The following is a 13,109-nucleotide window of genomic DNA, read 5'->3' on the forward strand; positions in this document are numbered from 1 at the left end:
GTGCCGATGGCGTCAGGGCTGTCCGCGCCGACGGGCGGGGGATCACCTTCGCACGTCGGCCGGGCCGTCGGCACAGGGCAGCCCGGCCCGCCGCCACGCCTCGAAGCCGCCGATCAGGTCCGTCGCCCGCCACAAGCCGACGCAGCGGAGGCTGGCCGCCGCCAGGCTGGAGCTGTAACCCTGCCGGCAGACCACCACGACCTCGACGTCGTAACCGACCGCCTCCGGGATCCGCGACCCGCTCGCCGGATCGAGTCGCCACTCCAACACTGTCCGGTCGATCACCAGTGCTCCCGGCAGTTCGCCCTGTTCCGCCCGCTGCGGATCGGTACGGGTGTCCACCAGCAGCGCCCCGCGCCGTCCGGCCGCGAGCGTTTCCAACGGCGTCAGCCGGCGTACCCCGACACGCGAGCGAGCCAGCAGCGCGGCCACCCCCCGATCCTGCTCCGACACCGGATCAGTGTCTCCCGGCCCAGGTCAGCCCGGAGTAGGGTCGGCCGGATGTCACCCGTGGTCGAGGCGTACGCCGAGTTGGCGGCCCGGATCCTGCGCCGGCCGGCCCGGCTGGGACGGACCCGGCTGGTCGCCGTCGACGGGCCGAGCGGGGCCGGCAAGACCGTCTTCGCCAGCCGGCTGGCGGGTGCGTTCGACGCCGCCCCGGCGCTCGGTGACGACCTAGGGTCCGCCGACGGGCCGTCCGCCGCCCCGGCCGACGGACGGAACCCGCCGCCCGACGGACCGAAGACTCCGGTGGTGCACACCGACGACCTGCTCGACGGCTGGGCGGACCAGTTCACCTTCTGGCCCCGGCTGGAGGAGTGGATACTCGCCCCGCTGCGCGCCGGCCGCCCGGGACGCTACCGCCGCTACGACTGGACCCGTGGCCGCTTCGGGGCGGACTGGACGCTGCTGCCGCCCGCCCCGGTGGTGATCGTCGAAGGAGTCTCCAGCGCCCGCGCGGTGATCGCCGCCGAACTCACCCTCGCCGTCTTCGTGACCGCACCGGCGGAGCTGTGCCGGCACCGTACCCTGGCCCGGGACGGCGCCGCGCTGGAACCTCGGCTCACGGTCTGGCGTCGTGGTGAGCGGGCGCACTTCGCCGCGGACCGTACCGTCGAACGGGCCGACCTGGTGGTGGACGGCGCCGCCGGCTCGGCGCTGGACGGCCCCGCCTTCGTCCGCGTCCGGTGACGGACTGACCCTGGTCCGCTTATGGACGTATCCGGATCGCTACGGCACGATCGGCAGGAGAGGCCGACGCAGCGGCGGGCGGGGGGACACCATGACGACCGAGGGTACGGGTCCCACTCCGGCCCGACGACGGTTGACGCTCGGCGGGATCAGCTCCCGCGCCTGGGAGCATCCGGCCGACCGGGGCGCGCTCACCGCGCTGCGTGAGCTGCGCGGCTTCGACGACGTGGTCAAGGCGTTCTTCGGGATGTGGAACGAGCGCGGCTTCCGGCTCTCCTACCTGGCCGCCGCGATCCGGGTCGACCACCGGCAGTATCCCCGGGTCTACCGGCTCTACGCCGAGGCGGGCGCGGCGCTGGACGTGGCCGAGCTGCCGGAACTCTTCGTGACCCATTCGCCGTGGCTGACCGGTGAGGCGATCGGGCTCGACCGGCCGTTCATCGTGATCAGTTCGGCCGCCGTCAACCAGCTCGACGACGACGAGCTTCGCTTCCTGCTCGGCCACGAGCTGGGCCACGTGGGCAGCGGGCACGCCGTCTACAAGACCATTCTGACCATCCTGACCCGGTGGGCGGCCAACCTGAGCTGGCTGCCGGTCGGCGCGCTCGCACTCCGGGCGATCATCGCCGCGATGCTGGAGTGGTGGCGCAAGGCGGAACTCTCCGGTGACCGGGCCGGGCTCCTCGCCGGCCAGGACCCGGCTGCGGCGCTGCGGGTGCTGATGAAGCTGGCCGGCGGCGGGGACCTGAGCCAGATCGACACGGCCGCCTTCCTTGAGCAGGCCTCCGAGTACGACGGCGGCGGCGATCTCCGGGACAGCCTGCACAAGATCCGGATGACCGCCTGGAGTACCCACCCGGTGCCGGTGGCCCGGGCGGCGGACCTGCGCCGATGGGTCGACTCCGGCGAGTACGCCCGGCTGCTCGGTGGCGACTATCCGCGCCGGGAGGACGACGACCTGACCTCGGTCTCCGCCGAGATCAAGGCGGCGGCGGAGTCGTACCGGGAGGCTTTCGGACGATCCCAGGACCCGTTGGTCGGTCTGCTGCGCCGGCTCGGTGACGGCGCCAGTGACCTCGGCGAGTGGGCCGGCGGCGGCGCGGGCCGGGCCCGCTCCTGGGCGAACGCGGCGGGCGAGGCCGCCGCCAGGGCCGCCGGGCGTACCCGCCGGAGCGGCAAGCCGGGCGCGGCCGGCTCCGCCGGTCCGGGCACCGGGGCCGACGGCGACGGACCGGAACCGGGCGGCGACGAAGCCCGGTAGCACCCGCTCGGCGGCCACCGCTCGGCGCGCCCCACCCTCGGCGCGCCCCACCTCGGCGAACGGGACGGGTCCGCGGAAGTCGGACGAGCGAGGTCTGCGGCATTCGGCCGGGCAGGGCCCAGGGACTCCGCCGACCAGCCTCGTCCGGCGGCGCATACGATCTTTGCCATGACCACGACTATCCGCACCGAGTCTGAACTGCGTGCCGCGATCGAGCGCGAGCTTCCCGGGGTACGGGCCGACCTGGAGCGGCTGGTCCGGATCCCCGGCATCGCCTTCGACGGCTTCGACCACTCCCAGGTCGAACGGTCCGCCGAGGCGGTCGCCGAACTGCTGCGCGGCTGCTCCCTCGACGTGCGGGTGGTCCGGTCCGGCGGCCAGCCGGCGGTGATCGGCCGGCGTCCCGCCCCACCCGGCGCACCGACCGTGATGCTGTACGCGCACCACGACGTGCAGCCGGTCGGCGACCTGAGCCTCTGGCAGAGCGACCCGTTCGAGCCGGTGGAGCGTGACGGCCGGCTCTACGGACGGGGCGCCGCCGACGACAAGGCCGGCGTGCTGGCCCACGTCGCCGCGTTGCGGGCCTTCGGCGACGCGCTCCCGGTCGGCGTGGTGCTCTTCGTCGAGGGCGAGGAGGAGTACGGCTCCGACTCGCTGGAACGGCTCCTCGTCGAGCACCGGGACGAGATCGCCGCCGACGTGATCGTGATCGCCGACTCCGGCAACTGGGACATCGGCGTACCGGCGCTGACGACCTCGCTGCGCGGCATCGTCAACTGCTTCGTGGAGGTCCGTACCCTCTCCCAGGCGGTGCACAGCGGCATGTTCGGCGGGGCGGTACCGGACGCGCTGACCACGCTCTGCCGGCTCCTCGCCACCCTGCACGACCCGGCCGGCGACGTGGCGGTGCAGGGGCTGGTCAGCGCGCCGGGGGCCAGCGTCGACTATCCGGAGGAGCGGCTGCGTACCGAGGCCGGAATGCTCGACGGGGTCTCGTTCATCGGCACCGGCCGGCTGACCGACCGGTTCTGGAACAAGCCGGCGATCTCGGTGATCGGGCTGGACGCACCGCCGACCGCCGAGGCGCCGAACGCACTGGTCCCGTCGGCGAAGGCCAAGTTGAGCGTCCGGCTGGCCCCGGGCGACCAGGCCGCGAAGGCGTACGCCGCGCTGACCGAGCACCTGCGCCGGCACACCCCGTACGGGGCGACCGTCACCGTGACGCTGGAACACGACGGCGAGCCGTGCGTGATCGACGCCTCGGGTCCGATGTACGACGCGGCCCGGGCCGCCTTCCGGGCCGCCTGGGACGGCGTCGAGCCGGTGGACATGGGTGTGGGTGGTTCCATCCCGTTCATCGAGACGTTCCGCCGGATGTTCCCGGACGCCGCGATCCTGGTCACCGGGGTCGAGGACCCGTACGCGCGGGCCCACGGGCCGAACGAGAGCCTGCACCTGGGCGAGTTCGCCCGGGTCTGCCTGGCCGAGGCGCTGCTGCTGGCCAAGGTCGCCGAGGCCGCCGCCTGACCGTCCTTATGGCCGCCTCGTGACCGACGTCGGGGCCTGACCTCCCCCCGGGGGTCGGGGCCCTGACCTGCCCCGGGGGTCGGGACCGGATCGCCGGTCACGACCCCCGGACACGCCCGTCTCGGCGATGCCTGCCGCCGGGCGTCCCTACGGCTACTCGGCGGACGGGGGTGCCGCCGACCGGCGCCGCCGGCCGAGTAGCAGCAGTACCGCACCGAGGAGCAGGGCGCCGCCACCGACGGCGGCGATGGGACCGGTCCGGACCCCGGTGATCGGGAGCCCGTCGTCACCGTCCGCGCCGCCACCGCCGCCCGGCTGGTTGATCAGGAGCTGTGCGCTGTTGCTCTTCGGCCCGGTCTCCTTCGACGGGCCGAGGCCGCGGATAGTGATCTTGCCGTTCGTGCCCGGTGTCGACTTGATCTTCACCCGTACGACCGACGACACCACGCCCTCGCCGGAGGCGGTCGCCAGCCACCGGTTCTCGGTACCGCAGTCGACCTCGGTCAGTTCGGCGACCTGCTCACCCTGTTCGTCGCGGAACGTGCACCACTGACTGGGCAGCAGCACGGTGCCGCTCGGCGCGACGATCCGCCAGGCGGCGCCGCCGTCCGACGGCCCGTGGTTGGTGATCGTGTACGGCACCTCCACGGTGTCACCGACCGAACCGGTGACCTCGGTTGCCCGTACCTCCAGATCCTGGCTGTTGGGCTTGGTCCAGATGCTGAACTGGTCGACGTTGGGTGCTGCCCCGACGGCCGCCGGGGACGGCTCGGTGGTGCCGGTCCGGGCCTGCCTCGGCGTGGTCCGCTTCACTCCGTCGGGCTGCCCGGTCCCGGCCGGCTGCTCCGCCCTGGCCCGCTGCTCCGCCCTGGTCCGCAGCTCGGCGACCTTGTCGGCCAGCGACGGTCCGGCCGGCGCTCCCGCCCGGCGCTGGGCCTCGGGGAGCGGCTGGTCCAGCTCGCCGACCTCGAACCGCCCGGTCGCCTCGGCGGGCCCCGGCAGGTTCTTGCCGAAGACGACGTTGAACGCCGCGTCGCCGGAGACCGGGTCGGAGAAGGCGACCCCGGCACCGGGTTCCAGGATCAGGTGCATCTGGCAGGTCACCCGCTGCGGACCGTAGACGTAGCCCGTGGGCGGCTCGCCGGGCAGGTCGTCCTCGTAGACGCAGTCCCCGTAGCGCTCGACGAAGGTCGCCCCGAGCGGGAGGGTGATCGTCAGGAGGAAGCCGGGCAGCGTCCCGGTGCCGAAGTTGAAGACGGTGGCGTGCAGCGGACGCCGGTCACCGCCGCCGACCCGCTGCGCTTCGGAACCGAGGTCCTCCATCTCGGCCACCAGCCCCGAGCCGGTGGCCCGGATGGTCACCGGAAGCTCGTACGTCGCCGAGACCGCGCCGTCGGGACCCTGGCCCGTGACGCTGACCCGGACGACCCCGGCCGGGCCCGGCCGGGCGTTCGGACCACTGCGCAGCATGAACGGCTGGACCAGCCGCTCCTGCCCCGGCGCCAGTTCGCCGTGTCGGCAGTCCGCCGCCTTGCGGGACTGGTAGCAGTCCTCGGGGCCGGCCGGGACCACGAAGATGACGTCGTCGGTGGTGGGCTGGGCGTCGTAGACCGCACCGACGTCGGTGGCCGGTGCGTCCCCGGTGTTGCGCAGGTGGAAGCCGATGGTGGTGCCGGTGGTGTCGATCGTCGCGTCGACGGCGCTGGAGATCTGCAACTGCGGCTGCGCGGCGGCGTGCGCGGGGCTGGGTGCGGCGGTGAGCGCGAGCGTGGCGAGCACTGCGGCGGCGGCCGCGCCGACCCGTCTGCCTGGGCGGAGGATGGCGTTCGTCATGACTCTCCGGAGGGGTCTCGCCGGAGCCCGGGTCCGGGAACGGACCGCGTCTGGCTGGAGGGGAGTGTGGACAGAGGACGGATGGATGTCCGTACCCGAAAGATAGCCCACTCGTCCCACGATCGGAGGTTCGCGGGAAGAAAGCGGAGAAAGCGCCCGGCGGGATCGCCGAGGCGGTAAGATTTCGAACATGAGTACGAACGAGGCCATCGCGCGGCTCGACGCCGCGGTCAGTGCGCTGCGGGACGTCGACGTCTCCGCGTGGTCCGAGGATGCGCTCCGGGACCAGCTCGGCGAGCTTTCCACCGTTCTCTGTGCGCTCGATGCCGCCCTCGCCCGGGTGGCCGACAGTGTGCGCGCCCGCGGCCTACGCATCGAGGAGCCTGCCCCGGCCTGAGCGTCCCCGCCCAGCTCAGCCGGGGGATGAGGGCGGGCCGGCCGGCAGGATGTCGGCGGTGGCTGCCAGGATGGAGCCGTGCGCTTCGTTGACCTGGCAGCTACCTCCGCCGCTGTCGCCGCCACCTCCGGCCGGCGGGCGAAGGTCGAGCTGCTCGCCGAGGCGCTGCGAAACCTCGCCCCGGAGGAACTCGTCGCCGGCTCCGGCTATCTGGCCGGAGAGCTGCGCCAGCGGCAGACCGGGGTCGGTTACGCCAGCCTCCGCGAGCTGCCGCCGGCCGCCGAGCAGCCGACCCTGACGGTGGCCGAAGTCGACGCGGCGATAGCCGAGCTGGCCGAGGTGCGCGGGCCGGGCTCGCAGCAGCGCCGCCGTAAGCTGTTGGCCGCCCTCTTCGGTGCCGCCACCGTCGAGGAGCGGCGGCTGCTGCTCGGCCTGTTCAGCGGGGAGCTGCGGCAGGGCGCCCAGGCCGGGCTGCTGACCGAGGCGATCGCCCGGGCGGCCGAGGTGCCGCTGCCGACGGTCCGCCGGGCCCTGCTGCTCGCCGGCGATCTGAAGACGGTCGCGGCGGCGGCGCTCACCGGCGGCTCGGGCGCGCTCACCGGGTTCGCGCTGCGGGTCGGCCGGCCGCTCGCGCCGATGCTGGCGCAGAGCGCGGCCTCGGTCGAGGAGGCGCTGACCGCGGTCGGACTGCCGGCGGTGGTCGACGTGAAGCTCGACGGCATCCGCATCCAGGTGCACCGCTCCGGCGACGACATAGCGGTCTTCACCCGCAGCCTCGACGAGATCACCACCCGGGTTCCCGAGGTGGTGGCGGCGGTCCGGTCCCTGCCGGCCCGCGAGCTGGTGCTCGACGGTGAGGCGATCGCACTCGACCCATCCGGCCGGCCACGACCGTTCCAGGAGACCGCGAGCCGGGCGGCCACCAGGGGAGCGCGCCGGGCGGTGCGGGACGAGGCCGCCCGTACACCGGACGCGCCGGAAGCGATCGGCGACGCGCCCGGCGGGCCGGCCGCTGGCAACGGTGCGTCGGACGAGGCGGGAGCCGGCGGCGGTGTCTCGGGCGGGGCGGAAGCTGACGGCGGTGCGCCCGTCACCGGCGGCGCCCGGAGTTTCGGGGCAGCGCCGGTCGCGTCGTCGACGGCCGGGTCGGCACGGGCGGTCGGGCCGGTGGACATCTCCGAGGTGCCCCGGATCGGCAGCTCCGGAACGGCACCGGCCGGGATCCCCGCCCCGGAGCGTCCGACGGTCGTCGCTCCGGCGGTGGCCGCGGCGGCGAACACCAGCGGTGGTGTCGTGCTGACGCCGTACTTCTTCGACATCCTGCACCTGGACGGCGTCGACCTGCTCGACGCGCCGGGGCACGAGCGCTGGGCCGCGCTGGCCCGTACCGTCTCCTCGGCACAGCTCGTCGAGCGGATCACCGTCGATACGGTCGAGGAGGCGTCGGCGGCGTTCGCCGCCGCCGTCGACGCGGGGCACGAGGGCATCGTGGTCAAGGCGCCGGACGCGGCGTACGACGCGGGGCGGCGAGGCGCCGCCTGGGTCAAGGTGAAGCCGAGACACACCCTCGACCTCGTGGTGCTCGCCGTCGAGTGGGGCAGTGGCCGGCGCAAGGGCTGGCTCTCCAACCTGCACCTCGGCGCGCGCGATCCCGAGACCGGCGGCTTCGTGATGCTCGGCAAGACCTTCAAGGGGCTGACCGACGAGTTGCTGCGCTGGCAGACCGAGCGGTTCCAGGAGTTGGCGGTGGAGCGTGGCGACTGGGTGGTCCGGGTACGCCCCGAACAGGTTGTGGAGATCGCCTTCGACGGAGTGCAGAGCAGCCCGCGCTATCCGGGCGGCGTGGCGCTGCGCTTCGCCCGGGTGCTGCGCTACCGCGACGACAAGAGCGCGGCGGAGGCCGACACCATCGACACCGTACGGGCCATCCATGCAGGTCACCGCAGCGCCTGACCGCCGTCGCGGATCCACCGGCGACTGGTCGGCGGTTGCTACGGTTCGGCAATGATCTTCCGGAACGCGCTCTACCGGCTCTACGCCCGCCGCCTGCGGACGCAACTGGCCAGCGGCTCGCTGCCCCGGCACGTGGCGATGGTGATGGACGGCAACCGGCGGTGGGCCCGGAAGCAGGGCTTCGAGAATCCGAGCGTCGGTCACCGGTACGGCGCCGAGCACGTCGACGAGGTGCTCGGCTGGTGCGCCGACCTCGGCATCGAACACGTGACGATCTTCGTCGCCTCAACCGACAACCTGCGGAAACGGCCGACGGAGGAGGTCCGGTACCTGATGAAGGTGGTCGAGCGGATCGTCGCCGCCCGGCTCGCCGAACGGCCCGGCCGTTGGCGGCTGCACCTCGCCGGCCGGCTCGACACGCTGCCCGACTCGACCCGGCACGCGCTGAAGCTGGCCCGGGACGCGACCGCCGAGCGTGGGGCGGGATTCCACCTCACCATCGCGGTCGGCTACGACGGCCGGGCCGAGGTCGTCGACGCGATCCGCTCCCTGCTGGACGAGGCGGCCCGGGCCGGTACCTCCCCGACGGAACTGGCCCAGCGGCTCACCGCCGAGGACATCGCGGCGCATCTCTACACCCAGGGGCGACCCGACCCCGACCTGATCATCCGGACCAGTGGTGAGCAGCGGATGTCCGGTTTCCTGCTCTGGCAGGCGGCCTACTCCGAGCTGTACTTCTGCGACGCGTACTGGCCCGGCTTCCGGTACGTCGACTTCCTGCGCGCCCTGCGGTCGTACGCCGGCCGGCAGCGCCGCTACGGCGCCTGACCGGGGACAGCCCGGCAGCCACTCAGATCGCGGCCAGCGACCGCGCGTAGTTGACCTGCTGGTGGATCTGCTGGACCTGGAACTGGTCGGTGACCGGGATCCGGGCGACGTACTGCCGCAGCCCGTTGGTCACCGTCACCTGCACGGTTCCACGGTGCACGGTCTCCTTGACCAGCAGGAACAGCAGGCTGAACACGGTCAGCACGCAGAAGCCGACCACCGCCACCACGATCGCCCAGGTCGGCGTCTTCTGCTCGCTCTGCCAGTAGTCCGCGACGTGCCACTGTGAACCGGCCAGCGGCAGGTCGCCGCTCGGGGTGCGCACCGTCGACGAGGTGACCGCGATCTCGCCGATCTGCGCGACCACCGGCTCCGACCCGGTCGGGGGCGGCCACGCCGCACCGCCGGGCCCGCCTCCGCCCGGATAGGACTGCCCCGGATAGCCCGGTGTCGGCGTCAGCGGATCGCCCGGGGGGTGCGGCGGCGGATAGCCGGGCGAAACGGAGGCGTCGGTCGGCCACGGATCGGTCGGCGGCGGAGGTACGTCCGGCGCTCCGGTCGGGTCCACGCTCATTGCCGGCTCCTCCCCAGTGCCCCGGCCCGTTCCGCAGACCTTAACCCGGACCGTGACCGCCGCCACCGTGAGGTGCTCCCGGTACGTCGATGCCCGGCGCCCGACCGCTGGTCAGCCCGTCGGCAGGCTCAGGGGCTCGGTGCGGCGGCCGGCTGGTCCCGCCGGTCCGGACCGGCGGCCAGGTCCCGGTTCCCGTCGCCGTCGGTCGTGTCGCCGCGGGCCTCCCGACGGGCCGCCCAGCCGAAGCCGACCAGGGTCAGCGCCGCGAACAGCCACCACTGGACGACGTACCCGCCGTTCTGCCAGTCGTTCTCGTGCCGGATCGGTATCGCGGAGAAGGCCGGGTCGGCGGCCGGGGTCTGCTCGTCGAGCAGCAAATACGCCGAGTAGACCGGGTACGGCAACTCCCGGGCCAGTGTCGGTACGGCGATCCGCCGCGTCTCGATCCGGCCGTCCCGCCGGGTGACCGCATCCGGCTTGCTCTCCGACAGGCGCACCCGGCCCACCACCGTCACCTCACCGGAGGGTAGGGCCGGGATCTCGGGCCGGGCCAGCGCACTCCCGCCGGGGAGCGGCGGAATCCAGCCCCGGTCCACCAGCACGGCACTGCCGTCGGCCAGCCGCAGCGGCGTGAGCACCTCGAAGCCGACCCTGCTCTCCACGGTACGACTGCGGACCAGGATCACGTTCGCGCTGTCGTACCGCCCGGTGACCGTGACCCGGGTCCAGGCCGCGCCGGCCGGCGGCGGCCGCCCGACGGTGCCGGCCGCGCCACCCGGCCGGGGCAGCACCTGGTCCACCGGTACCGGCGCCAGCGTCGCGGTCTCGTCGATCCGCTCGTTGGTCGCGGCCCGCTCCTGGTAGCGACTCAACTGCCAGTTGCCGAGCAGCACCATCACCGCGGCCGCGACCAGGGTCAGCGCGAGGATGCCCAGCCAGCGGGGGGTGAGCAGGAACCGGTACACAGCACGAGGCTACCCGGACCGGTCCGGCGGTTTCCCAGGTGGCCGGCTCGGCGGGCCGGCGCGGCGGGCGGTGCCGGGTATCCTCACGCGCGTCGGTTCGATCGACGGGTCGGGCCGGGCCGTCCCTCGCACCACCACCGTCCGTACCAGAACCTCCGCACCGCCCGCACGGGCCGGTGACCGCGCCCCGAGGAGCCGACCATGATCGCCACCCCGCGCGTAGTGGTGAGCGCACCGTCGTCCGGACACGGCAAGACCGCGATCGCGGTCGGCCTGCTCGCCGCGCTGGCCGCCCGGGGGCTGGACGCCGCCGGGTTCAAGGTCGGCCCCGACCACACCGACGCCGCCTATCTCGGACTCGCCGCCGGGCGGCCCGGCCGCAACCTCGACCCTCGGCTGGTCGGCTCGCAGCGGATCGCCCCGCTCTTCGCGCACGGCTCCGCCGACGCCGAGATCGCGGTGGTGGAGGGCACGATGGGGCTCTTCGACAGCCTGGCCGGCCGGCCCGAGGTCGACTCGACCGCCGCGATCGCCACCACCCTGCGCGCCCCGGTCGTGCTGGTCGTCGACGTGGGCTCGATGGGCCAGTCGGTCGCCGCGCTGGCGCACGGCTTCCGGGCGTACGACGAGATGCTCTGGCTCGGCGGGGTGATCCTGAACCGGGTCGCCTCGGACCGGCACGAGCAGCTGCTCCGCGACGCGCTGGACGACATCGGGGTACCCGTCTTCGGGGCGCTGCGCCGACGGGACCTGCCCGCCGTACTGCCGTCCCGGCAGCACGGCGTGGTGCCGGTGATGCAGCGCGGCGTGGAGGCGTACCGGGGGGTGCGGCGGCTCGGCGAGGCGGTCGCCGGAGCCGTCGACCTCGACCGGCTGCTGGCGCTGGCCCGGTCGGCACCCCGGGTACCGGTGACCGCCTGGTCGGCCGCGGAGGCGCTCGCCGAGCTGGGGCCGGTCGGCGAGGTGCCCGCCGCGGGTACGGGCACCGTGGTGGCGCTGGCCGGCGGACCGAACCTGTCGTACTCGTACGCCGAGACCGCCGAGCTGCTGGCGGCGGCCGGTGCCGAGGTGGTCCCCTTCGATCCGCTCCGCGACGAGGAACTGCCGGCGAACACCGGCGCGCTGGTGATCGGCGGCGCGCTGCCGGAGACGTACGCCGAGGAGCTGTCGGCGAACCGCCGGCTCTGCATCGCGGTCGCCGAACTGGCGCGTACCGGCCGACCCGTGATCGCCGAGGGCGCCGGGCTGCTCTGGCTGGCCCGGGAGTTCGACGGCCGCCCGATGTGCGGGGTGCTGGACGCCAGCGGGGCGAGCCTGGACCGGACCGTGGTCGGCTACCGCGAGGCGACGGCGCGGGCGGACACCCCGGTGGCCCGGATCGGCGCCCGGGTGATCGGCTACAAGCAGCACCGTGGCGTACTGACCCCACGGGCCGGGCAGACCCCGGCGTGGAGTTGGGGCGGTGGCCCGCCGGAGGGGTTCGTCTGGCGCCGGGTGCACGCCTCCCAGTTGATGTTGCACTGGGCCAGCAGCCCGGTGATCGCCAGCCGCCTGGTCGCCGCCGCGTCGGCGGCTACGCCTGCCCCGGCGGGTACCGCTGCCCCGGCGGCTACGCCTGCTGCGGCAGGTACCCCCGTGCCGGCCCCGGCTCCGGTGTCGCCGGCCGTGCCGGCCAACCCGGCTGCGGCCAACCCGGCTCCGGTGTCGCCGGCCGTCCCGGCCACCCCCGCTGCCGCCGTGCCGTCGGCCGGGGCAGCAGCCGGGCCGGTCGGACCGGTTCCGCCCTCGGGCCCGACCGGCCCGACCGCGCCGGTGTCACCCGCGCTGGCCGGGGCGCCGGGTCCGGTCTCACCCTCCGCCCCGATCCCGCCGCCGTCCGCCCCGGACTCACCCTCGGCACCGGTCTCGTCGGCCGTCCCAATCTCACCGTCGGCCCCGGTGTCACCCCCGGCCACGGTCTCACCGTCGGGGCCGGTCGGGCCGGCTGCTCCGGTGTCGCCACCGGCACCGGCCGGTCGCCCCGGGCCAACCGGTCGCCCCGTCGGTGCACCCGGTTCAGGACCGACACCGCAGACCCGGCCGAGGCCGGCCGGCGGGGTGGAGTCTCCCGCAGCGGTGGCCGCGCCACGTCCGAGACCGGTACCCGTCGACGAGCAGCCGGTGCCCGGAGGCACTACGGACCGGCCGGCCCCGTCCCGGCCCGGTGACGGATCGGGTACGGCGCCCGGGGCGGCCCGGACGGGTACCGAGCCGGCCGCGGAGGCCGCCGGACCGGGTGGGACGACCGGCTCCGATCGGGGCGCCGGTGCGGTGCCGAGCAGTCCGGCTGGCGGACCGGTGGGGTGAACCGGTCGGTGACCGGGCGGGTGGCTGCCCGCGAACCCGGGGAGAAGATCCCCGGCCCCGCTGGACGGGTCAGATCCCCGGCCCGCTGGACGGGTCGGTGCCACCGGGAGCCATTGTTCTGCCCGGATGTGGGGCCCGGCGGGATGAGCCGAGATGAGGTGGCGGATGTGACCGAGTGGGCGGTTCGGCACGGCCGGATCGGCAGCCGGCCGGGCCGGTGGGACACGGTCGGGA

11 protein-coding genes are annotated in these 13,109 nt (G+C 74.4%); 7 read left to right on the forward strand and 4 right to left on the reverse strand.

The window, feature by feature from the left end:
- Window positions 1–42: 42 nt before the first annotated feature.
- Window positions 43–453 carry a rhodanese-like domain-containing protein gene (locus V1634_RS05375; RefSeq protein ID WP_331206616.1) on the reverse strand — a complete coding sequence of 137 codons (411 nt, stop codon included), beginning with the start codon at window positions 451–453 and terminating at the stop codon, window positions 43–45.
- A 48-nt stretch (window positions 454–501) separates the two neighbouring features.
- Between V1634_RS05375 and V1634_RS05380 the strand changes: the two genes are divergently transcribed.
- The 3 genes from V1634_RS05380 (at window position 502) to V1634_RS05390 (ending at window position 3,979) form a co-directional block, all read left to right on the forward strand.
- Window positions 502–1,191: a uridine kinase family protein gene (locus V1634_RS05380; RefSeq protein ID WP_331206617.1), complete on the forward strand. Its 690-nt coding sequence runs from the start codon at window positions 502–504 to the stop codon at window positions 1,189–1,191.
- A 91-nt stretch (window positions 1,192–1,282) separates the two neighbouring features.
- Window positions 1,283–2,452, forward strand: a complete 1,170-nt coding sequence (locus V1634_RS05385; protein WP_331206618.1) for a M48 family metallopeptidase — start codon at window positions 1,283–1,285, stop codon at window positions 2,450–2,452.
- Window positions 2,453–2,620: 168 nt separating this feature from the next.
- Complete coding sequence (locus V1634_RS05390; protein WP_331206619.1) at window positions 2,621–3,979, forward strand: dipeptidase; 1,359 nt, start codon at window positions 2,621–2,623, stop codon at window positions 3,977–3,979.
- A 153-nt stretch (window positions 3,980–4,132) separates the two neighbouring features.
- Here V1634_RS05390 and V1634_RS05395 read toward each other — a convergent pair whose 3' ends face one another.
- On the reverse strand, window positions 4,133–5,812 hold the full coding sequence (locus V1634_RS05395) for a hypothetical protein (protein ID WP_331206620.1): 1,680 nt from the start codon (window positions 5,810–5,812) through the stop codon (window positions 4,133–4,135).
- Window positions 5,813–6,002: 190 nt separating this feature from the next.
- Between V1634_RS05395 and V1634_RS05400 the strand changes: the two genes are divergently transcribed.
- The 3 genes from V1634_RS05400 (at window position 6,003) to uppS (ending at window position 8,990) form a co-directional block, all read left to right on the forward strand.
- On the forward strand, window positions 6,003–6,209 hold the full coding sequence (locus V1634_RS05400; protein WP_318394956.1) for a hypothetical protein: 207 nt from the start codon (window positions 6,003–6,005) through the stop codon (window positions 6,207–6,209).
- A 78-nt stretch (window positions 6,210–6,287) separates the two neighbouring features.
- Entirely contained in the window at window positions 6,288–8,162 is a 1,875-nt protein-coding gene (locus V1634_RS05405) for an ATP-dependent DNA ligase (protein ID WP_331206621.1), read from the forward strand.
- A 51-nt stretch (window positions 8,163–8,213) separates the two neighbouring features.
- A complete protein-coding gene (gene uppS, locus V1634_RS05410) occupies window positions 8,214–8,990 on the forward strand; it encodes a polyprenyl diphosphate synthase (RefSeq protein ID WP_331206622.1) in 777 nt (258 codons plus the stop codon).
- A 22-nt stretch (window positions 8,991–9,012) separates the two neighbouring features.
- On the opposite strand, the gene V1634_RS05415 is transcribed toward uppS, so the two are convergent.
- Together V1634_RS05415 and V1634_RS05420 are read right to left on the reverse strand one after the other, a co-directional pair.
- Window positions 9,013–9,564, reverse strand: coding sequence for a hypothetical protein (locus tag V1634_RS05415; RefSeq protein ID WP_331206623.1), 552 nt, complete (start codon window positions 9,562–9,564; stop codon window positions 9,013–9,015).
- A 128-nt stretch (window positions 9,565–9,692) separates the two neighbouring features.
- Window positions 9,693–10,529: an SURF1 family cytochrome oxidase biogenesis protein gene (locus tag V1634_RS05420; RefSeq protein WP_331206624.1), complete on the reverse strand. Its 837-nt coding sequence runs from the start codon at window positions 10,527–10,529 to the stop codon at window positions 9,693–9,695.
- Between the two features lie 201 nt (window positions 10,530–10,730).
- On the opposite strand from V1634_RS05420, the gene V1634_RS05425 reads away from it, so the two are divergent.
- Window positions 10,731–12,875 carry a cobyrinate a,c-diamide synthase gene (locus tag V1634_RS05425; RefSeq protein WP_331206625.1) on the forward strand — a complete coding sequence of 715 codons (2,145 nt, stop codon included), beginning with the start codon at window positions 10,731–10,733 and terminating at the stop codon, window positions 12,873–12,875.
- Window positions 12,876–13,109 lie beyond the last annotated feature (234 nt).

Origin of the sequence: Plantactinospora veratri, assembly GCF_036421995.1 — a bacterium.
GTDB lineage: Bacteria > Actinomycetota > Actinomycetes > Mycobacteriales > Micromonosporaceae > Plantactinospora > Plantactinospora veratri.

Bases quoted from the DNA above. Each gene is read 5' to 3' on its own strand.
- V1634_RS05380 (WP_331206617.1), top strand. From the start codon at position 502: ATGTCACCCGTGGTCGAGGCGTACGCCGAGTTGGCGGCCCGGATCCTG.
- V1634_RS05385 (WP_331206618.1), top strand. From the start codon at position 1,283: ATGACGACCGAGGGTACGGGTCCCACTCCGGCCCGACGACGGTTGACG.
- V1634_RS05390 (WP_331206619.1), top strand. From the start codon at position 2,621: ATGACCACGACTATCCGCACCGAGTCTGAACTGCGTGCCGCGATCGAG.
- V1634_RS05395 (WP_331206620.1), bottom strand. From the start codon at position 5,812: ATGACGAACGCCATCCTCCGCCCAGGCAGACGGGTCGGCGCGGCCGCC.
- V1634_RS05400 (WP_318394956.1), top strand. From the start codon at position 6,003: ATGAGTACGAACGAGGCCATCGCGCGGCTCGACGCCGCGGTCAGTGCG.
- uppS (WP_331206622.1), top strand. From the start codon at position 8,214: ATGATCTTCCGGAACGCGCTCTACCGGCTCTACGCCCGCCGCCTGCGG.
- V1634_RS05415 (WP_331206623.1), bottom strand. From the start codon at position 9,564: ATGAGCGTGGACCCGACCGGAGCGCCGGACGTACCTCCGCCGCCGACC.
- V1634_RS05425 (WP_331206625.1), top strand. From the start codon at position 10,731: ATGATCGCCACCCCGCGCGTAGTGGTGAGCGCACCGTCGTCCGGACAC.